Genomic DNA, 20,725 nt, shown 5'->3' on the forward strand with positions numbered 1-20,725 from the left:
TCACTCGTTCCCTTCGGCCGTACCGGTCGTCGTGAGGTTCTGCAGACGGGTCAGGTCGCTGATGTCGCCCGTGTTGCCGGCCTCACGGAGCGAGCCGAGGTATGCCTCGTACTCGTCGTCGCTGACGACCTTCACGTTGAAGAGCATCGCGGAGTGGTATTCACCGCAGAGCTCGGCGCACTTGCCCTCGTACGTGCCCTCACGGGTGGGCGTGAACGACCACTCGTTGTCACGACCGATGTACATGTCTTTCTTGTAGAGGAAGTCGATGATCCAGAAGGAGTGGATGACGTCGCGCGAGCGCAGGTCGATCTTCACCGTCTTGTTCACCGGCAGGTAGAGGGTGGGCACGTCCTGGAGGTCGTAACCGTCGGACGTGGCCTTGGCCTGCACACCCATGGAGTACACGGCGTCGGAGTTGTCCTCCTGCTCGCCGTTGTACTGGAAGTCCCACGCCCACTGCTTGCCGTAGGCGGTGATGGAGACGTCGGGGTCGTCGTACTGCGTCTCGAGCGTGTTCTGGTCACGCGCGGTGAACGCGAAGAACCCGACCACGAGGATCAGCGGGACGATCGTGTAGAAGATCTCGACCGGCATGTTGTAGCGCAGCTGCACCGGAAGACCGGACTGGCCCTTGCGGCGGCGGTACGCGATGACCGACCAGAGCATGAGGCCCCACGTGATGACGCCGACCGCGAGGAGCACGATCCAGGAGTTGACCCACAGACCGGCGACCATGTCGGTGTGGTTCGTGGCAGGCGTGCCGTCATCGACGAAGCCGGGCAGGAAGCCGTGGAGCTGAGTCGTGGTGCAGCCGGAGAGAGCGGCGACGGAGGCGATTCCGAGGGGAAGCGCTGCCCAGCGAAGGCGACGTTTGGAGGGCACAATGCACCTTTCCGGGTCGTGGATGTAGCTCTGACAGTCTAGGGCAACCTCTCACCACTCTCAGGCCATTCGTCCAGTGCCGAGACATCGAGAACCCCCGCTTTCCATAGGAGATTCCAGGAAAACGGGGGCCCTCGTGTCGGCGCCGTCGAACGGCGTCGGGAGTCAGTGGAAGCTGTCGCCGCAGGCGCAGGAGCCCTGGGCGTTGGGGTTGTCGATCGTGAACCCCTGCTCCGAGATCGTGTCCTTGAAGTCGATGTTCGCACCGTCGAGGTACGGCACGCTCATGTCGTCGACGATGACCTCGACGCCGTCGAAGTCGACGACCTTGTCGCCGTCGAGATAGCGCTCGTCGAAGTAGAGCTGGTAGATGAGGCCGGAGCATCCGCCGGGCTGGACGGCGACGCGCAGGCGCAGGTCGTCGCGGCCCTCCTGGGAGAGAAGGCTCTTGACCTTGTCGGAGGCGGCCGCGGTCAGGCCCACGCCGTGCTCGCGGGTCTCGGCGGAGGACGACAGAGTGGTGTCGGTCATGGCGATGCCCTTCGGGTTGATCGGTCGCGGGGACGTCACGAGTCTACGCCCGTCGCGCCCCCGCGGATCCGATCAGACCGTGCGGCCGTTCAGACGAGTGAGCAGCAGCGCCTCCGACACCAGCGCGTTGCGGAACGTGTCGAGGTGCAGCGACTCGTTCGGGCTGTGCGCACGCGCGTGAGGGTCTTCGACGCCGGTCACGAGGATCTGCGCCGACGGGAACTCGCGCACGAGGTCGGAGATGAAGGGGATCGAGCCGCCGATGCCGACGTCGACCGAGTCGACACCGTATCCGTCGGCGAAGGCCGCGCGGGCCTCCCCCACCGCCCATCCACTGGTGTCGACGAGGAAGGAGTCGCCGCAGTCGACGTCGGTGAACTCCAGCTGCGCACCGAACGGCGCGTGCGCGCGCAGGTGCTTCTCGACCGCCGCGAAGGCCTCTTCGGCATCCTGCCCCGGGGCGACCCGCGCGCTGATGACGACGCTCGTCTGCGGCGCCAACGTGTTCGACGCGGCCTCGACGGGCGTGGCATCCCAGCCGGTGATGGTGACCGAGGGCTTGTTCCAGATGCGGCTGAGGATCGAGTCGCGCCCGATCGGGCTGACGCCCTCGAGCAGGCCCGACTCCGCGCGCAGCGTCGCCTCGTCGTAGGCGGGGGTCTCGGCGTCGCGCACGGCGAGGCCTTCCACCGCGACCGCGCCGTCGTCGTCCCACAGGGTCGCGAGCAGCTTGACGGTGGCGAGCATGGCATCCGGAACCGCGCCGCCCATCATGCCCGAGTGCGATGCGTGCTCGAGGGTGCGGACGGTCAGGGTGAAGCGGGCGTTGCCACGCAGTGAGACGGTGAGCCCGGGCGTGCGCTCGTCCCAGTTGCCCGAGTCGGCCACGACGATCACGTCGGCGCGCAGCACGTCGGCGTTGTCGGCGAGGAACTGGGCGAACGAGCGCGAGCCGTACTCTTCTTCGCCCTCGATGAAGACGGCGATGCCGAGGTCGAGGTCGTCGCCGAGCACCTCGGCGACCGCGCGGATCGCGCCGACGTGCGCCATGATCCCGGCCTTGTCGTCGGCGGCGCCACGACCGTAGAGGCGACCGTCGCGGACGGTGGGCTCGAACGGCGGTGAGTCCCACAGCGCCTCGTCGCCCGGAGGCTGCACGTCGTGGTGGGCGTAGAGCAGCACGGTGGGCCGCCCGTTGCGCGCGGCGCGCGTGGCGAGGACGGCGGGCTGGCCGAACTCGTCGGTTCCGGGGATCGCGGCGCGCTTCACCTCGACCGAGTCGAAGACGCCGGTGCCCTCGAGGAGGGCGGCGACGGCATCCGCACTCTTCACGAGGGCCGATTGGTCGAACGCCGGCCAGGCGATCGAGGGGATGCGCACGAGGGAGCCGAGGTCGGCCAGGGCGGAGGGGATGCCGGCGTCCGCTGCGTTTTGCACAGCGTCCTGCCGGGACAGGTCGAGGGTCATGCGGGTAATCTTAAATCTCCCGATCAGCGAAGCACCGAGGTTTCCCGTGGCCAAGTCCCCCGCCCCCGCCCCCAACGACACCCCCGTCGACCCGACGGTGAGTGGATTCGGCAAGGGCCGCGCCACCCCGTCGCGCGCCGAGCAGGAGGCCGCCCGCAAGCGTCCGCTGGTGCCCGACACGAAAGAGGCCAAGGCCCGCGCGCGTGCAGAGCTCGCCGCGCAGCGCGAGAAGGCCCGCATCGGCATGGCCGCCGGCGAGGAGAAGTACCTCCCGGTCCGCGACCGCGGCCCGCAGCGCCGGTTCGCGCGCGACTTCGTCGACGCCGGCTGGCACCTCGGCGAGGGCGTGATGCCCTTCATGGTGCTCGTGATCGTGGCGACGCTGATCCCCGTCGCGTTCTTCCAGTACTGGTCGTTCGTGGCGCTCTGGATCTTCATCCTCTTCGTCGTCGGCGACATGATCATCACCTCGATTCGCGTCAAGCGCGCGGCGAAGGAGAAGTTCGGCGAGACGCGTCTCGAGAAGGGCCTGGGCTGGTACGCCGCGATGCGCACCGTGCAGATGCGCTTCATGCGCCTGCCCAAGGCGCAGGTCAAGCGCGGACAGTACCCCGTCTGATCCGACGGATGTGACCGAGCGGCGTGCCTCCGGGCGCGCCGCTTCGTCGTTCGCGGGGTCGCTTCGCGCCACGCGCGTCGAGGCCCGCTCCCGCGTTGACCGTCCGAGACACGCCGTTCGACCCGACCGGGCGCGGCGTGTCGTGGACACTCGACGTGCGGTCGCGGAGCGACCGGGACGCGAAGCCCGGAGGTCAGCGCCCGCGCGCGAGACCCCGGTTGATCTGGCGAGCCCAGAGCGGACCGCGGTACAGGAACCCGGTGTAGCCCTGCACGAGGGTGGCTCCGGCGTCGACGCGCTCCCGCACGTCGTCGGCCGTCTCCACTCCCCCGGCGGAGATGACGACGAATTCCGCCGGCACGGCCGCGCGCACGAGGCGCAGCACGTCGAGGGAACGCTGCTTGAGCGGTGCTCCCGAGAGTCCTCCCGCCCCGGCCGCCTCGACCGTCGCCGCCGGCGTGCGCAGCCCGGCCCGCTCGATGGTCGTGTTCGTGGCGATGAGGCCCGCGAGCCCCGTGTCGACGGCGAGCCGCGCGATCTGCTGCACCTCGTCGTCGGCGAGATCGGGCGCGATCTTGACCAACAGGGGCGTGCCGCCGGCGGCGTCCTTCACCGCGGTCAGCAGCGGGCGCAGCGTCTCAACCGCCTGCAGGCCGCGTAGGCCCGGAGTGTTCGGCGACGAGACGTTGACGACGAGGTAGTCGGCGAGCGGGGCGAGCAGGCGGGCGGAGCGGACGTAGTCGGTCGTGGCGTCGTCGACGGCGACCACGCGGCTCTTGCCGATGTTGACCCCGATGACCGGGCGACGTCGCGCTCGGCGCAGGCGCCGCAGGCGGGTGGCGGCGACGGCGGCTCCCTCGTTGTTGAAGCCCATCCGGTTGACGACGGCACGGTCGACGACGAGCCGGAACAGACGGGGCTTGGGGTTGCCGGGCTGCGGCAGGGCGGTGACGGTTCCCACCTCGACGTGACCGAATCCGAGCGCACCCAGGCCGCGGCCCATGGTGACGTTCTTGTCGAAGCCGGCCGCGACCCCGAACGGCGACTCGAAGGTCAGCCCGAGCGCGTGCACGCGCTGGTCGGGAGCCGGGGCGGTGAAACGACGCAGAACGGATGCCACCGGCTCGACACCCGCGACACGGATGACGAGGGCGCCCAGGTGATGGGCGAACTCGGGATCGAAGCGGGTGAGAACCGTGCGGAAGAGGAGGGGATACATCCCGGCCAGATTACTGGACGGTATCGTGCTCGCTCGTCCGCTCCGCATCCGACTGCGCATCGGAATCCGTCCGGCCGGCGTGGTCGGCGCGGAGCTGGGCGATGGCCGCCTCGAAGTCCTCGAGCGAATCGAAGGCCTGATACACGCTCGCGAAGCGCAGGTATGCGACTTCGTCGAGTTCGCGAAGGGGGCCGAGGATCGAGAGGCCGATCTCGTTCGCCTCGATCTGCGACGATCCGGTCTGGCGAATGGCCTCTTCGACCTTCTGCGCGAGGACGGCGAGATCGGCATCCGTCACGGGACGCCCCTGGCACGCCTTGCGCGCACCCGACATGACCTTCTCGCGACTGAACGGCTCGACCACGCCCGAGCGCTTGATGACGTTCAGGCCCGCGGTCTCGACGGTCGAGAAGCGGCCACCGCACTTCGGGCACTGACGACGACGACGGATGCTGAGGCCGTCATCGCTCGTGCGGGAGTCGATGACCCGCGAGTCGGGGTTGCGGCAGAAAGGACAGTGCATGACGACTCCGGCCTACGCGTCGAACCGCGCGGTGACGGCCTCGCCGTGCGCGGGCAGAGCCTCGGCGTCGGCCAGGGTGACGATCGCCTCGTGCACGGCGGCGAGGGCCGCGCGGTCGTATTCGACGACCTGCTGAGGGCGGAGGAAGGTCGCGGCGGACAGCCCGGCGCCGTAGCGCGCCTGTCCCCCGGTGGGCAGCACGTGGTTGCTGCCTGCGAGGTAGTCGCCGAGGCTGACCGGCGTGTACGGCCCGACGAACACGGCACCGGCGTTGACGAAGTCTTCGGGCCGGGGGTCGGCCAGGTGCAGTTCGAGGTGCTCCGGCGCGTACGCGTTGCTGAAGGCGGTGGCCTGCGCGATGTCGTCGACGAGCACGACCGCGGACTGCGGTCCGTGGAACGCGGCGGTGACGCGCTCGGTGTGGCGGGTGGCCTCGACCCGGGCGGGAAGCGCGGCGGCGACCGCGTCGGCCAGGGCGACCGAGTCGGTGACCAGGACCGCGGAGGCCTGTTCGTCGTGCTCGGCCTGGCTGACGAGGTCGGCCGCCACGAGGGCCGGAACCGCGCTGTCGTCGGCGACGACGAGGATCTCGGTGGCCCCCGCCTCGGAGTCGGTGCCCACGCGGCCGGCGACGGCGCGCTTGGCCGAGGCGACGAAGTTGTTGCCCGGCCCCGTGACGACGTCGACGGGGTCGAGTCCGATCTCGGCCACGCCGTAGGCGAAGGCGCCGATGGCCCCGGCGCCGCCCATCGCGTAGACCTCGGTGACGCCGAGCAGCTTGGCCGCGGCGAGGATGACGGGGTGCACGCGACCGCCGAACTCCGACTGCGGCGGGGAGGCGAGCGCGACCTCGCGCACACCGGCGACCTGCGCGGGCACGACGTTCATCACCACGCTGGAGGGGTAGACGGCCTTGCCGCCCGGCACGTAGAGACCGACCCGGCGCACGGGCTGCCAGCGCTGCGTCACGCGAGCGCCTTCGCCGAGTTCGGTCACGACCGGGGCGGGCACCTGCGCCGCCGAGGCTCGACGCACGCGCGCGATCGCCTCGTCGAGGGCGGAACGGATGCCGGGATCGAGGTCGCGCAGCGCCTCGTCGAGGTGGTCGGCGGGAACCCGCAGGGCGTGGTCGGTGACCCGATCGAAGCGCGCAGCCTGCTCCCGAAGGGCTTCTTCGCCCCGACGGGCGACGTCGTCGACGAGTCGCGCGGCCGTGGCGAGGGCCTCGTCACGGGCGGCGTCGGCGCGGGGGACGACGGCGAGGAGCTCGGCCGGCGAGAGCACGCGGCCGCGGAGATCGATCGTGCGGAGCATGCGTCCAGGCTACCGGCCGCCCGCGGACGCCCTCGCGCGCCCGCGTGGGCTCGCAGCGTGTGCTCAGGCGCGCGGCGCGGCAGTCAGCTCGACGCCAGGAGGGCATCGAAGCCCACCGGGGAGGATGGTGGCACCGAGGTCGCCCCGCTCCGACCCGGGAACGACGAAAGGGGCCGCTGCGAGAAACGCAGCGACCCCTTTCGGGTCGGCCTCAGCCGCGGGTCACTCCCGAGACGTCGTGCAGGTAGCCGATGCGACCGTCGTCGTGGCGGACGACGAACGCCTCTCCGCGGTCCTCGATGACGAGGGCCCACGCGGTGGGTCCGATGCGGAAGATCGGCGTGCCGTAATCGTCGACCACGTCGCGCTCCTCGGGGACGAGCGCCCAGAACGCCTGCGCGTGCGGGTGCGCCTCGTGCTCGTCGCGCGCGTGCTCGTGGTGGTCGCGGTCGCTCGGCTGCTCCGAGAGCGCGGTGTGGGCGTCGCTGCTGCGACGCGCGTAGCCGGTGCGGTGCTCGTCGGCGTCGTGGTCGTCGCGCAGCGACGCGAACACGTCGGTGTCGTTGTCGTCGTGCGCGGCGGGCATCACGCTCGTGCGCGGGTGCGCCTCGGCCTCGGCGTGCGGCAGATCGGTCGAGCCCGTGTAGCTGCCGGGCGTCGGTGCGTCCTCGACGGGTGCCGGATGCGTCGTCGCCGCGGTGCGGGCCGGTCGCGGCGTACGCGGACGCGCGGTGACGGGGCGAATCGGGCGCGCGTTGCGGTGCGCGGCGACCTCTTCGCGGCCGCGGAAGTCGGCCGAGAACGGAGGGATGAACGGCGCGAAGACCGTGAGCACGACTCCGGCGAGGAGGAGCACCGCCTCGACCCAGATGACCCAGGAGCGCGTCCAGATGCCCGTCTCGTTGAACACGGCTACGGTGTCCCACACCCATGCGACCCAGACGAGGGCCGAGACCGTGAACGCGACGGAGGCGAACTGGTCGATGCCGAGCGATCCGACGCGGCGGATGCCCTGCGGCGACAGGCGACGCAGCACGAGGAGCCCCACCGCGACGGTGGGCAGCGCGACGGTCGGGATCCACCACAGCCCCGACAGCCAGACGTTCTGTCCGCCGATCAGCACCCCCGACGGCGAGTCGAGGATGTTCGTGCGGAAGAACGAGACGAAGAACGCCACGACCCAGATGCCCAGCAGGCTGACCTCGCGGATCGAGAACGGTCCGACGCCGTACTGCACGTCGCCCGAGGGGCGCTCACGGTCGCGGTCGTGCGCTGCGGCGTTGGCGTGAGACGCCGCGGGGACGGATGACACGGGGGTGTGCTCGGCACGCGAGGAGCGTGCGCTCGCGGCGGCCGCGTAGCCGGCCGAGGACGAGGAATCGTCGTCGAGCATGTCGCCGTCGGCGTCGGCCGAACGGGTGCCGGTGTGCGGGAAGGTGTCGCGTTCCGCGGCTTCGTGCGCGGAGACATCGGGGACGACGGGGGCGACGGTGTCGCGCTCGTCGGGGGCATCGGGAGACGTGACGCCGTCGTGGGGGTTCTGATCGGTCACGGTGGTCCTTTCGACAGAGGCGCCGAAGCGCCCGGTCATCCTAACCAGGTGGTCTACGGCATCCGCTGGGCTTGCGGCGGAAGCAGGAGGAAGAGGCGGCGGTGACCTCAGCCGAGGCAGTTGGGGCCGAGCAGGCCCTTGAGCTCTCCGAAGAGGTCGGCCGTCACGCGCACGGGCATCGGCACTTCGAAGACCTTCGCGGTGCCGCCCTTGTGAAGCTTGAGCTGCACCTCGGTCGAGCCGGCGTGGCGACGGAGCATCTGCGCGAGCTCGCCGACGAGCGCCTCGTTGGCCCGCTGCTCGGGGACGACCAGCGTGAGTCCCCCGGTCTCGTCGAGTCCTTCGAGATCGGGGGCGAAAGCGCTTTGGGCGTGCAGATTCAGCCCGTCGTCGCGACGAGACACGCGCCCGCGCACGACCATGATCGAGTCGGCGACCAGCGCCGGGGCGAACTCGGCGTAGGTCTTGCCCATGAACATCACGGTCACCTCGCCGTTGAAGTCCTCGACGGTGACCATGCCGTAGGGATTGCCGCTCTGTTTGGCGACGCGGTGCTGCACGCTCGTGAGCAGACCCGCCACGGTCACCTGATCGCCGTCCTGCACGTCTTCGGACGCCAGCAGATCGTGGATGGAGGTGGACGCGTGCTTCGCCAACGGCACCTCGAGACCCGCCAGAGGGTGGTCGGAGACGTAGAGGCCGAGCATCTCGCGCTCGAACGCGAGCTTGTCCTTCTTGGTCCACTCGGGTCGCTCGGGCACCTTGACGACCTGTTGCGGTTCGTCCCACAGCGAGTCGAAGTCGAAACCGACCTCGCCGTTCGCCTCGCGCTTCTTGTCGATCACGGCGCCCTCGCAGGCGTCTTCGTGCACCTCGATGAGCGCGCGGCGCGTGGACCCGAGTGAGTCGAACGCCCCCGCCTTGATGAGGGACTCCACGGTGCGCTTGTTCGCCGCGTGCGCGGGGACCTTCGCGAGGAAGTCGTGGAACGACGTGTACTTGGCGTCCTGCCGCGACGCGACGATCCCTTCGACGACGTTGGTGCCCACGTTGCGGACGGCGCCGAGGCCGAAGCGGATGTCTTCGCCGACGGCCGCGAAGTACCGGATCGACTCGTTGACGTCGGGCGGCAGCACTTTGATGCCCATGCGGCGGCACTCGTTGAGGTACACCGCCATCTTGTCTTTGGAGTCGCCCACGCTGGTGAGCAGGGCGGCCATGTACTCGGCCGGGTAATGCGCCTTGAGGTAGGCCGTCCAGTACGACACGAGACCGTAGGCCGCGGTGTGCGCCTTGTTGAAGGCGTAGTCGGCGAACGACTCGAGCACCTTCCACAGCGTCTGCTGTGCGACGTCGCCGAAGCCGCGCTCGGTCATGCCGCCGAAGAAGATCTCTTTCTGCTTGTCGAGCTCGCTCTTCTTCTTCTTGCCCATCGCGCGGCGCAGCAGGTCGGCCTGGCCGAGGGTGTATCCGGCGACGCGCTGGGCGACGGCCATCACCTGCTCCTGGTACACGATCAGGCCGTAGGTGGTGTCGAGGATGTCGGCCAGCGGCTCTTCGAGCTCGGGGTGGATCGGCTCGATCTCCTGCTGCTTGTTCTTTCGCAGCGCGTAGTTGATGTGCGAGTTCACGCCCATGGGGCCCGGGCGGTACAGCGCGAGCACCGCCGAGATGTCCTCGAAGTTGTCGGGGCGCATCAGGCGCAGGAGCGAGCGCATCGGCCCCCCGTCGAGCTGGAACACGCCCAGCGTGTCGCCGCGAGCGAGCAGTTCGTACGACGCGGGGTCGTCGAGCTCGAGCTCTTCGAGCACGAGGGGGTGGCCGCGGTTGGCTTCGATGTTGTCGAGCGCGTCGTTGATGATCGTGAGGTTGCGCAACCCCAGGAAGTCCATCTTGATCAGGCCGAGCGACTCGCAGGCCGGGTAGTCGAACTGCGTGACGATCTGACCGTCTTGCTCGCGGCGCATGATCGGGATGATGTCGATCAGCGGCTCGCTCGACATGATCACACCGGCCGCGTGCACGCCCCACTGGCGCTTGAGGTTCTCGAGACCGAGCGCGGTGTCGAACACCGTCTTCGCCTCGGCGTCGGTCTCGATGAGCGTGCGGAACTCGCTCGCCTCTTTGTAGCGCGGGTGCTCGGGGTTGAACATGCCGTCGAGCGGCATGTCTTTGCCCATCACCGCGGGCGGCATGGCCTTGGTGAGCTTGTCGCCCATGCTGAAGGGGAAGCCGAGCACGCGACCGGCGTCTTTCAGCGCCTGCTTGGCCTTGATGGTGCCGTACGTCACGATCTGCGCGACGCGCTCGTCGCCGTACTTCTCGGTGACGTACTGGATGACCTCGCCACGACGACGGTCGTCGAAGTCGACGTCGAAGTCGGGCATGGAGACGCGGTCGGGGTTGAGGAAGCGCTCGAAGATGAGACCGTGCTGCAGGGGGTCGAGATCGGTGATCTTCATCGCGTAGGCGACCATCGAGCCGGCGCCCGACCCGCGACCGGGTCCGACGCGGATGCCGTTGCGCTTGGCCCAGTTGATGAAGTCGGCGACGACGAGGAAGTAGCCCGGGAACCCCATCTGCAGGATGACGTCGGTCTCGTACTCGGCCTGCTTGCGCACGGCATCCGGGATGCCGTCGGGGTAGCGGTCGTTCAGGCCGTTCTCGACCTCTTTGATCATCCAGCTGCCCTCGGTCTCGCCCTCGGGGACGGGGAAGCGGGGCATGTAGTTGGCCGAGGTGTCGAACTCGACCTCGCAGCGCTCGGCGATCAGCAGGGTGTTGTCGCAGGCCTCGGGATGGTCGCGGAAGACCTGCCGCATCTCGGCGGGCGACTTGACGTAGTAGCCGTCTCCGTCGAACTTGAAGCGCTTCGGATCGTCGAGGGTCGAACCCGACTGCACGCAGAGCAGCGCCGCGTGGCTGGTCGCGTCGTGCTGGTGCGTGTAATGGAGGTCGTTCGTGCCGAGGAGCGGGATGCCGAGGTCTTTCGACAGCTTGAGCAGGTCGCTCATGACCCGGCGTTCGATCGACAGCCCGTGGTCCATGATCTCGGCGAAGTAGTTGTCTTTGCCGAAGATGTCCTGGAACTCCGCCGCGGCGGCGCGGGCGGCCTCGTACTGCCCGAGGCGCAGGCGCGTCTGCACCTCGCCCGAGGGGCAGCCGGTCGTCGCGATCAGGCCCTTGCTGTAGGTCTGCAGCAGTTCGCGGTCCATGCGGGGCTTGAAGTAGTAGCCCTCCATGCTCGCCTTGGACGACAGGCGGAACAGGTTGTGCATGCCCTGCGTCGTCTCGGACAGCAGGGTCATGTGGGTGTAGGCGCCCGAACCCGACACGTCGTCGCTCTGCTGCTCGGGGGTGCCCCAGCGCACGCGCGTCTTGTCGGAACGGTGGGTGCCGGGGGTGACGTAGGCCTCGATGCCGATGATCGGCTTGATGCCGGCGTCTTTCGCGGTCTTGTAGAACTCGTACGCCGCGAAGGTGTTGCCGTGGTCGGTCACGGCGATCGCGGGCATGCCCTGTGTGACGGCCTCTTGGACCATCGGACCGATGCGCGCCGCGCCGTCGAGCATCGAATACTCGCTGTGCACGTGAAGGTGAACGAAGGAGTCTGCTGCCACGGATCGAGTCTACGTTCGGCCTCCGACATCGGCCCCTCGATGTTCGCGGCGGACTCCCTGCTCGCGGGTGTTCACCGGGCGCGTCGGACGGCGCCGAGTCAGCGCCGGCGGCGTGTCGGCGCCGGTCGCGCCGGGATCAGACGCCGTCGCCGAGAAGGTCGAGCGCGTGCGCGAGGTCGGCCGGGTAGGGCGACTCGAACTCGACCCGCTCCCCCGTGCCCGGGTGCGCGAACGCCAGCCGATGCGCGTGCAGCCACTGGCGGGTGAGGCCGAGGCGCGCGGACAGCGTCGGGTCGGCGCCGTAGAGCGGATCGCCCGCGCACGGATGCCGGTGCGCGGCCATGTGCACGCGGATCTGGTGCGTGCGCCCGGTCTCGAGGTGGATCTCGAGCAGCGAGGCGCGCGGGAAGGCCTCGAGGGTCTCGTAGTGGGTGATCGAGTCCTTGCCGTCGGGGGTCACGGCGAACTTCCACGAGTGGTGCGGATGCCGTCCGATCGGCGCGTCGATGGTGCCGGCGAGAGGATCGGGGTGCCCCTGCACCACGGCGTGGTAGATCTTGTCGACCTCGCGCTCTTTGAACGCGCTCTTGAGGAGCGTGTAGGCGCGCTCGGTCTTGGCCACCACCATCAGACCGCTCGTGCCGGCGTCGAGCCGGTGCACGATGCCGCGGCGCTCGGCCGGGCCGCTCGTGGCGATGCGGAACCCGGCGGCGGCGAGGGCGCCGAGCACGGTCGGGCCCTCCCACCCCACGGAGGGGTGAGCGGCGACACCGGCGGGCTTGTCGACCACGACGATCTCGTCGTCGTCGTGCACGATGCCCAGGTCGGGCACCTCCACCGGAACGATCTCGGGGTCGCGCTTGGGCTCCCACTCGACGCTCAACCACGCGCCCGCGTGCAGGCGGTCGCTGCGGCCGGCGACGCGTCCGTCGACGCTCACTCCCCCGGCGTCGGCGACCTCGGCCGCGAACGTGCGCGAGAAGCCGAGCATCTTGGCCAGCGCCTGGTCGATGCGCGTTCCCTCGAGCCCGTCGGGAACGGGCAAGCTCCGCGACTCCATGTCAGCGGGTGCCCGGGTCGTGCGGCGCGGCGACATCGTCGGACGCGTCGGCTTCGGCGGCGCGCGAGGCGCGGGTCTCGCGGGTGCCGTCGAGACGCAGGCCGAACAGCACGAGCAGCGCGACCGAGATCATCATCGTGACGATGAACATGTCGGCCACGTTGTAGATGGCGGGCATCATCCACGGCGTCGAGATGAAGTCGACGACGTGTCCGACCGGGAAGCCGGGCTCGCGCGCAAGTCGGTCGGTCAGGTTGCCGAGCACGCCGCCCAGCAGGAGGCCGAGCACGACGGCCCACAGGCGCGAGCGCACGCGGCGGATGCCGAGGTAGATGATCACGCAGGCCACGACGGCCAGCGCGATGGTGAACAACCACGTGACGCTCTCGCCGAGCGAGAACGCCGCTCCGGGGTTGCGGACGAGGTAGAACTGCAGGAATTCGCCGATGATCGGCACGACGCGCTCAGCGGGGAGCGAGGCGATCGCGGCGGTCTTCGCCAACTGGTCGGCGGCCAGCACCAGTACCGCGAGGATCGCGATGATGATGCCGGCCGCCGCCGAACGCAGGGGTGATCGACTGCGCAAAGAGTCGGCCTACAGACCGATCGCCGACACCGGCGTCGAGCCCGAGGAAGACGCGTTGGTGTCGAGGTCGCGGAGCTGGCCCTCGATGTACGAACGCAGCTGCGAGCGGTAGTCGCGCTCGAAGTTGCGCAGCTCGGTGATGCGGGCCTCGAGGGTCACGCGCTCCTTCTCGAGACGCGAACGCTCTTCGCGGCCCTTCTGCTCGGCCTCGGCCACGATCGACGCGGCCTGCGCCTGCGCCTCGCCGATGAGCTGGTCGCGCTGGGCCTTGCCCTCGGCGACGTGCTCGTCGTGCAGACGCTGCGCGAGCTCGATGATGCCGGCGCTCTGCGCGGCGGGCTCGACGTCGGACGACGCGGGAGCCGAGACCGGGGCGGCGACGGGGGCCGGAGCGGCCTCTTCGACCTTGGGCTCCTCGGCCTTGGGCGCCTCGGCGACGGGGGCCTCGGTGGTGGCGGGGGCGGCCTCGCCCGACTCGTACGCCGCGAGCTTGGTCTTCAGCTCATCGTTCTCGGCGATGGTCTTGCGCCACTCCACGACGATCTCGTCGAGGAAGTCATCGACCTCATCGGGGTCGAAGCCCTCCTTGAAGCGAACGTGCTGGAACTGCTTGGTGACGACGTCATCGGGGGTCAGTGCCATGGTGTTTCCTCTTTCGAGAGCTCTGAATCGGAACTGTATGGGGGTGTCGCACCGGGGCGTACCGCTTCGGAACAGCATAGCCGCCGCCCTCCATCGGTGTCGAAGGGCACGGACGAAGGGCGGCGGTGAGGGCGTTACGCGGCCGCGAGGGACCGCGTGACGCTCAGCAGCAGGAAGCAGACGAACATCACGATCGCGAAACCGAAGTCGATCGCGATCCCCCCGATGCGCAGGGGTGGGACGACGCGACGGATCAGCTTGATGGGCGGATCGGTCACGGTGTAGACGATCTCGGCGATCACGAGGGTGGCGCCACGGGGACGCCACTCACGGTTGAACATCGGGATGTACTCGAGCACCAGGCGCGCGAGCAGGAACACGATGTAGACGAACAGGATCGCACTGAGGATGGAGCCGATGAGGCTCAGGACGGCCACTGTTACTGGGACGCGAAGGGCGCACCCTCGGGGTCGGCCTGCGCGATCGCACCGTCGCCGGACACGGCGATGTTCTCGGGAGAGAGCAGGAACACCTTGCTCGTCACCCGCTCGATGCGGCCGTACAGTCCGAGCGAGAGTCCGCTCGCGAAGTCGATCAAGCGACGCGCGTCGGCGTCGCTCATCTGCGACAGGTTGATGATGACCGGGATTCCCTCGCGGAAGTTCTCGGCGATCAGCTGCGCGTCGCGGTACTGCTTGGGGTGCACCGTGAGGATTTCGCTCACGGGTCCGACCGAGGGCTGGCGCACCACGGTGGGACGGTGCAGGGGGGTCACCGGCGCGGCCTTTTCAACCGGAGCTGCGGGCGCTGCCTGCTTGCGCGCGATGGGCTGCGGCGCGGTCTCCTCATAGGTCTCTTCCTCGTCGGCGAGGCCCAGGTACACCATGGTCTTCTTCAGGGGGTTCGACATCGCATCCTCCGTTCGCTCGTCTGGTTCGAGGCTACTGGCGCGCGGGTCTCGGGCCCGTGATTGCGGAGCCGATCCGCAGGTGTGTCGCGCCCATCTCGATCGCTTCGGGGAAGTCGCCGGTCATGCCGGCCGAGATCCACGTCGCGTCGCCCACGACCGCGCGTGTCGCGTCGGCGCAGCGACGGAGGCGCTCGAACGCCCGCGCGGGTTCTTCGTCGAGGGGGGCGACGGCCATCACGCCCCGCAGTCGCAGGCTCGACAGGCCCGCCACGTGCGTCGCGAGCGCAGGGACACCGTCGGGGTCGACGCCGCCGCGGCCCGGGTCGTCGGTCAGGTTGACCTGCACGAGCACGTCGAGGGGCGCGGCATCCGGATCCGCTGCGTGCAACGCGTCGGCGATGCGCGCGCGGTCGACCGAGTGCACGGCATCCGCCGACGCCCGCACCGCACGCGCTTTGTTCGTCTGCGCCTGGCCGATGAAGTGCCAGGTGAGATCCCGGATGCCGTCGAGCTCGGCGCGCTTGGCGGTGAGCTCCTGCTGCCGGTTCTCGCCGACGTGTCGCACGCCCAGCTCGTACAGGTCGGTGACCAGCGCGGCGGGGTGGAACTTCGTCACGACGATGCGGGTGATCTCGTCGAGGTCGCGTCCGGCCGCGCGGGCGGCGTCGCGGATGCGCTCGTCGACGGCGGCGAGGCGGTCGGCCAGGGCGGTGTCCATGAGGCTCCTTCGACGACGAGAGCGGGCCCGGTGAGACCGGACCCGCTCTCGTCGAGGCGGTCGTGCTTATTTGAGGAAGTCCGGAACGTCGAGGTCGTCGTCGGCGTAGCCGGCGTCGTACGAGGTCTCGGGCACGCGGGCGGTGACCGGCGCGGGCTCGGGGCGACGCTCGGGCGCACGCTCGGTCGAGCCCTTCTGCTCCTCGGCCGCGTCGAGGTCGCGCGCGACCTCTTCGGCGGGGATGACGGGGACGACCGGGGCGGATGCCGGGCGCTGGGCGCCGACCGCGTCGATGCGCAGCGAGGGCTCGCCGCCGTCGAAGCCGGCCGCGATCACGGTCACGCGCACCTCGTCGCCGAGGGTGTCGTCGATGACCGTACCGAAGATGATGTTGGCCTCGGGGTGAGCCGCTTCCTTCACCAGCTGGGCGGCGTCGTTGATCTCGAAGATGCCGAGGTTCGAGCCACCCTGGATCGACAGCAGCACGCCGTGCGCACCCTCGATCGAGGCCTCGAGCAGCGGCGACTCGACGGCGAGCTCGGCGGCCTTGATGGCGCGATCCGCCCCGCGGGACGAACCGATGCCCATGAGGGCGGAGCCGGCACCCTGCATGACCGACTTGACGTCGGCGAAGTCGAGGTTGATGAGACCGGGGGTCGTGATGAGGTCGGTGATGCCCTGGACACCGGCGAGCAGCACCTGGTCGGCCGTGGCGAACGCCTCGATCATCGAGATGCCGCGGTCGCTGATCTCGAGCAGGCGGTCGTTCGGGACGACGATGAGGGTGTCGACCTCTTCTTTCAGCCGGCCCACACCTGCCTCCGCCTGGCTCTGACGACGACGACCCTCGAACGAGAAGGGCTTGGTGACGACACCGATGGTCAGGGCGCCGATCGACTTAGCGATCTTGGCGACGACGGGAGCACCGCCGGTGCCCGTTCCGCCACCCTCACCCGCCGTGACGAAGACCATGTCGGCGCCGCGCAGGGCCTCTTCGATCTCTTCCGCGTGGTCCTCGGCGGCGCGTCGGCCGACCTCGGGGTCGGCGCCGGCACCCAGGCCGCGCGTCAGTTCACGACCGACGTCGAGCTTGACGTCGGCGTCGCTCATGAGCAGCGCCTGTGCGTCGGTGTTGATCGCGATGAACTCCACGCCGCGCAGGCCGAGCTCGATCATGCGGTTGACGGCGTTGACGCCGCCCCCGCCCACACCGACGACCTTGATCACGGCGAGGTAGTTCTGGTTGTGGCTCATGCCGGCCTCCGTTTGTCCCCGAACCCGAAACTCTAAACCTCATGTTGAGGGTTAAAGAATTGCCCGGTATGCAATTCCTTAAGTTGAAGGTAGGTCGCCGCGCGCACGCCACGGGACCGACACGCGGAGTGTCGGAGGATCGCTTCGGATATCAGCGGACGACGCCGGCTTCGGGCGAGGTCACGTCGTACTCCTTGACGCGATCCGGCGGGCTCTTGGCCATCAACCGGTCGAGCACGATCGCCTTCTCGGCCGAACGGTCGGCACTCCCCCACACCACACGCGACCCGGTGGCGCCCAGGGTCAGCGTGACGTCGTCGGGGGTGGATGCCGACACCGCGGTCACCTGCGCGCGCACGGTGTCGGGGAGTGCCCGGACGACCCGGCCCGCCGCACGGAACGCCGCAGAGTCGGGACCGCCCGCGATGTCGAGCACGGGCTGACCGGCCGGAGCCTCGGGCGTGGTCGACAGGGCGACCCCGGCGGCATCCACCACCGTGAAGCCCGCCGGACCCTGGATCGCCCCGATCGGCGTGCGCTCGACGATGCGCACCACCAGGTCGTGCGGAGGACGCGCCTCGAGCGTGTACGACTCCACGAGCGGGAAGCGCACGAGCGCGGCCTTGACCGCACTGTCGTCGACCATGGCGAGAGGAGTGCCGATCTGGCCGCTGAGAGCATCGGTCACGGCGGCGACGTCGAGCGACGACGCTCCCTCGATGTCGATCTTCTCGACCGCGAACAGCGGGCTGTACGCCGCTCCGGCGGTGCCCAGCACCATCACCAGGAACGCCGCACCCACGCCGATCCACACGCGGCGACGGCGGCGCTGGCGCACCGTGAACCGGCGCACCTCGGCCGAGAGGGCGCGCCGACGCGCTCTCGACGCGCGCCAGACGTCGCGCAGGCTCGCGCCCTCGGCATCCGGAACCCGCTCGTCGACGGGCGGAACCTCGGTGCGCGCGAGAGGGAGGATCGGAGCGGTCTCGTCGGCAGTCGGCGCGGCGACCGGCTCGCGCGGGGTCTTGGCCGGGCGAGCGGAGGCCGGAGTCGACGGCAGGGGCGAGGGCCGCTCCACGATCAGACCGCCGCGGCCTCGGTGCGCGACAGCGCGTCGAGCACCTGCGGGATGATCTGGTACACGTTGCCGCAGCCGAGGGTGATGACGTAGTCGCCCGGGCGGGCGATGCCGGCGGTGTAGTCGGCCGCCTGCTGCCAGTCGGGCACGTAGTGCACGTGCGTGGGGTCGGCGAACGCTCCGCTCACCAGCTCTCCCGTCACCCCGGGCACCGGGTCTTCGCGCGCGCCGTACACGTCGAGCATGACCGTGTGATCGGCGTGCGACTCGAGCACCTCGGCGAACTCGCGGTACATCTCCTGCGTGCGCGAGTAGGTATGGGGCTGCTGGATCGCGATGATGCGCCCCTCGCCCACGACGGTGCGGGCGGCGGAGAGGGCCGCGGCGACCTCGGTGGGGTGGTGCGCGTAGTCGTCGAAGACGCTGACCCCGTGCTGCACGCCGTGCAGCTCGAACCGGCGGACCGTGCCGCCGAAGCCCTCGACCGCGCGCGCGGCGTCGGCGAGGGAGTGCCCGAGCACGCGCAGCACGGCGACCGCGCCGGCGGCGTTGACCGCGTTGTGGGCGCCGGGCACGCGCAGCTGCACGTCGACGCTCTCGCCGTCGGCGGTGAGGGTGAAGGCGACGGGTCCGTCGGTGCGGATGCCGCTGAGGCGGACGTCGGCTGCGGCGTCTTCGCCGAACGTGACCACGTGCGCGTGTGTGATGCGCTCGCGCACCGACCGGGCGCCCGGGTCGTCGGCCGAGATGACGACGGCCTCGCGGGCGGCGTTCGCGAAACGGGCGAACGCGGCGTCGAACGCGTCGCGCGAGCCGTAGTGGTCGAGGTGGTCGGGGTCGACGTTCGTGATCAGCGCGACCGAGGTGTCGTAGAGCTCGAACGTGCCGTCGGACTCGTCGGCCTCGATCACCACGAGGTCGTCGGAGCCCGTGCCGCTGGAGGCGCCCAGGTCGGCGATGACGCCGCCGTTGACGAAGGTCGGGTCGACCTCGAGGGCGCGGAGGGCCGTCACGATCATGCCGGTCGAGGTGGTCTTGCCGTGCGCACCCGCGACCGAGACGAGGCGGCGCCCGCCGATGAGCCAGTGCAGGGCCTGCGAGCGGTGCATCACGTGCAGCCCGCGCTCTTTGGCGGTGACGAACTCGGGGTTCTCGGGCCAGATCGCCCCGGTGTGTACGACGGTGTCGGCGTCGCCGAGGTGAGCCGCGTCGTGACCGACGTGCACCGTCGCGCCGCGGGCGGCGAGGTCGCGCAGGGCCGCGCCGTCGGAGCGGTCGGAGCCGGAGACCCGGATGCCGCGGTCGAGGAACATGCGGGCGAGTCCGGACATGCCCGATCCCCCCACGCCGATGAAGTGCGCGGAGGTGATGGTCTCGGGGATGGGGAGGCTCAGGTCGGGTCTGATCATGGCGTAGCGAGTTTACGTCGCCGATCCTGCGCGTCGGCCTCGGCGCGCTGGCGGTCGGGGCGCCGGGTGATCCGGGGCGGCGGCGCGGTCGGGGCGGCCACCGTCCTGCGGAGTCGACCGTCGACACGCCGCGGGTCCCGCGTCCCGGGACGGCGTGTCGGGCGCGGAATCCGCAGGACGGCGGGGCCGGGGCGGACGGCGCCGGGGCGGACCGGGGACGGCGGGTGGGGTCAGGGGCTCAGCGCGCCAGGGCCTCGTCGACCAGGGCGATCACGTTCTCGGTACCGGTGCGGATGCCGGTGCGCGCGGCAGCGGCCCGCATGGCGTCGCGGCGCTCGTCGTCGGCGAGCAGCGGCACGATCTCGGCGCGCACCCGCTCCGGCGTGAGGTCGGCGTCGGCGATGAGCAGCGCCGCGCCCGCGCGCACGGCCGCGGCGGCGTTGAGGCTCTGCTCGCCGTTGCCGACCGCGTACGGCACGTAGACGGCGGGGATGCCGAGGGCGTTGATCTCGCTGACGGTCGCCGCGCCCGAGCGCGACACCACGAAGTCGGCGAGGGCGAAGGCGAGGTCCATCCGGTCGACGTAGCGCACGACGGCGTACCCCTCGACGCCCGGGTCGGGCAGGTCGGAGTTCTGGCCGGTGACGTGCAGCAGTTGCCATCCGGCGTCGAGCACGTCCTGCCACGCACCTCCGAACGCGGTGTTCAGTCGCAGCGCGCCGAGCGAACCGCCGAACACCAACAGAGTGCGCTTGGCCGCATCGAGTCCGAAGTGCGCGGCCGCCTCGGCGCGCAGAGCCTCGGCGTCGAGCTCGACGATCTCGCGACGCAGCGGCATCCCGACCTCGCGGGCGCCGCGCAGAGGGGTTCCGGCGAACGCGACGCCCACGCCCGCGGCCGACCGCGCGCCCAGCACGTTCGCCAGGCCCGGCTTCGCGTTCGCCTCGTGCACGACGAACGGCACGCGCTCGGCCCGCGCGGCGAGATACGCCGGCGCCGCCGCGTAGCCGCCGAAGCCCACCACGACGTCGATTCCGCGCTCGCGGATGAGGCGCCTCACGTGCGAGATCGCGCGCACGAAACGCATCGGGAACGCCGCCGCCGCCCGATCGGGGCGACGCGGGAAGGGCACCTTGGCGACCGTGAGCAGTTCGTAGCCACGCAGGGGCACAAGCCGCGCCTCGAGACCCTCCCGGGTGCCGAGCACCAGCACGTCGGCCGCGGCGTCGCGCGCGCGGAGGCCGTCGGCGACGGCCAGCAGGGGGTTCACGTGCCCGGCGGTACCGCCGCCGGCGAGGAGGTAAGTCGTCACCGTACGACCCTAACGAGGTCGCGGGG

Annotated in this window: 19 protein-coding genes; 1 reads left to right on the forward strand and 18 read right to left on the reverse strand. The window is 70.2% G+C overall.

Annotated elements, in window-relative coordinates; translation table 11 throughout:
* The 3 genes from ctaC to RWH43_RS16250 form a co-directional block, all read right to left on the reverse strand.
* Positions 1–885 carry an aa3-type cytochrome oxidase subunit II gene (gene ctaC, locus RWH43_RS16240; RefSeq protein ID WP_144827919.1) on the reverse strand — a complete coding sequence of 295 codons (885 nt, stop codon included), beginning with the start codon at positions 883–885 and terminating at the stop codon, positions 1–3.
* A 165-nt stretch (positions 886–1,050) separates the two neighbouring features.
* The gene (gene erpA, locus RWH43_RS16245) at positions 1,051–1,416 is read right to left on the reverse strand and encodes an iron-sulfur cluster insertion protein ErpA (RefSeq protein WP_056227791.1); all 366 of its coding nucleotides are present in this window, start codon (positions 1,414–1,416) and stop codon (positions 1,051–1,053) included.
* Positions 1,417–1,488: 72 nt separating this feature from the next.
* A complete protein-coding gene (locus RWH43_RS16250) occupies positions 1,489–2,883 on the reverse strand; it encodes a dipeptidase (RefSeq protein ID WP_316001967.1) in 1,395 nt (464 codons plus the stop codon).
* 46 nt (positions 2,884–2,929) lie between these two features.
* On the opposite strand from RWH43_RS16250, the gene RWH43_RS16255 reads away from it, so the two are divergent.
* On the forward strand, positions 2,930–3,502 hold the full coding sequence (locus RWH43_RS16255; protein ID WP_144827925.1) for a DUF3043 domain-containing protein: 573 nt from the start codon (positions 2,930–2,932) through the stop codon (positions 3,500–3,502).
* A gap of 193 nt (positions 3,503–3,695) precedes the next feature.
* On the opposite strand, the gene RWH43_RS16260 is transcribed toward RWH43_RS16255, so the two are convergent.
* From RWH43_RS16260 to RWH43_RS16330, 15 genes are all read right to left on the reverse strand, one after another.
* The gene (locus tag RWH43_RS16260) at positions 3,696–4,721 is read right to left on the reverse strand and encodes a quinone-dependent dihydroorotate dehydrogenase (RefSeq protein ID WP_316001968.1); all 1,026 of its coding nucleotides are present in this window, start codon (positions 4,719–4,721) and stop codon (positions 3,696–3,698) included.
* Positions 4,722–4,731: 10 nt separating this feature from the next.
* Positions 4,732–5,244 (reverse strand): transcriptional regulator NrdR, encoded by a 513-nt coding sequence (gene nrdR / locus RWH43_RS16265; protein ID WP_144827930.1) that lies wholly within the window; start codon positions 5,242–5,244, stop codon positions 4,732–4,734.
* Between the two features lie 12 nt (positions 5,245–5,256).
* Positions 5,257–6,558 (reverse strand): histidinol dehydrogenase, encoded by a 1,302-nt coding sequence (hisD, locus tag RWH43_RS16270; RefSeq protein WP_144827934.1) that lies wholly within the window; start codon positions 6,556–6,558, stop codon positions 5,257–5,259.
* Between the two features lie 211 nt (positions 6,559–6,769).
* The gene (locus tag RWH43_RS16275; protein ID WP_230704456.1) at positions 6,770–8,110 is read right to left on the reverse strand and encodes a hypothetical protein; all 1,341 of its coding nucleotides are present in this window, start codon (positions 8,108–8,110) and stop codon (positions 6,770–6,772) included.
* A 107-nt stretch (positions 8,111–8,217) separates the two neighbouring features.
* Complete coding sequence (gene dnaE, locus RWH43_RS16280) at positions 8,218–11,682, reverse strand: DNA polymerase III subunit alpha (protein ID WP_230704537.1); 3,465 nt, start codon at positions 11,680–11,682, stop codon at positions 8,218–8,220.
* Positions 11,683–11,866: 184 nt separating this feature from the next.
* The gene (locus RWH43_RS16285; RefSeq protein ID WP_251503635.1) at positions 11,867–12,790 is read right to left on the reverse strand and encodes an RluA family pseudouridine synthase; all 924 of its coding nucleotides are present in this window, start codon (positions 12,788–12,790) and stop codon (positions 11,867–11,869) included.
* 1 nt (position 12,791) lies between these two features.
* The gene (gene lspA / locus RWH43_RS16290) at positions 12,792–13,376 is read right to left on the reverse strand and encodes a signal peptidase II (RefSeq protein ID WP_316001969.1); all 585 of its coding nucleotides are present in this window, start codon (positions 13,374–13,376) and stop codon (positions 12,792–12,794) included.
* Positions 13,377–13,385: 9 nt separating this feature from the next.
* The gene (locus RWH43_RS16295) at positions 13,386–14,018 is read right to left on the reverse strand and encodes a DivIVA domain-containing protein (protein ID WP_144827946.1); all 633 of its coding nucleotides are present in this window, start codon (positions 14,016–14,018) and stop codon (positions 13,386–13,388) included.
* A gap of 134 nt (positions 14,019–14,152) precedes the next feature.
* Complete coding sequence (locus RWH43_RS16300) at positions 14,153–14,455, reverse strand: YggT family protein (protein ID WP_154095839.1); 303 nt, start codon at positions 14,453–14,455, stop codon at positions 14,153–14,155.
* A 2-nt stretch (positions 14,456–14,457) separates the two neighbouring features.
* Positions 14,458–14,928 carry a cell division protein SepF gene (locus tag RWH43_RS16305; RefSeq protein ID WP_144827952.1) on the reverse strand — a complete coding sequence of 157 codons (471 nt, stop codon included), beginning with the start codon at positions 14,926–14,928 and terminating at the stop codon, positions 14,458–14,460.
* Between the two features lie 31 nt (positions 14,929–14,959).
* Positions 14,960–15,646 (reverse strand): YggS family pyridoxal phosphate-dependent enzyme, encoded by a 687-nt coding sequence (locus RWH43_RS16310; protein ID WP_154095841.1) that lies wholly within the window; start codon positions 15,644–15,646, stop codon positions 14,960–14,962.
* Between the two features lie 66 nt (positions 15,647–15,712).
* Positions 15,713–16,900: a cell division protein FtsZ gene (gene ftsZ, locus RWH43_RS16315; protein WP_144827957.1), complete on the reverse strand. Its 1,188-nt coding sequence runs from the start codon at positions 16,898–16,900 to the stop codon at positions 15,713–15,715.
* 151 nt (positions 16,901–17,051) lie between these two features.
* Positions 17,052–17,978, reverse strand: coding sequence for a cell division protein FtsQ/DivIB (locus RWH43_RS16320; RefSeq protein WP_144827960.1), 927 nt, complete (start codon positions 17,976–17,978; stop codon positions 17,052–17,054).
* A gap of 2 nt (positions 17,979–17,980) precedes the next feature.
* Positions 17,981–19,387 carry a UDP-N-acetylmuramate--L-alanine ligase gene (gene murC, locus RWH43_RS16325; protein ID WP_316001970.1) on the reverse strand — a complete coding sequence of 469 codons (1,407 nt, stop codon included), beginning with the start codon at positions 19,385–19,387 and terminating at the stop codon, positions 17,981–17,983.
* Positions 19,388–19,625: 238 nt separating this feature from the next.
* Entirely contained in the window at positions 19,626–20,699 is a 1,074-nt protein-coding gene (locus RWH43_RS16330) for a UDP-N-acetylglucosamine--N-acetylmuramyl-(pentapeptide) pyrophosphoryl-undecaprenol N-acetylglucosamine transferase (RefSeq protein WP_144827966.1), read from the reverse strand.
* Between the last annotated feature and the right edge of the window lie 26 nt (positions 20,700–20,725).

The sequence above is a fragment of the Microbacterium algihabitans genome (assembly GCF_032464975.1).
Taxonomy (GTDB): domain Bacteria; phylum Actinomycetota; class Actinomycetes; order Actinomycetales; family Microbacteriaceae; genus Microbacterium; species Microbacterium algihabitans.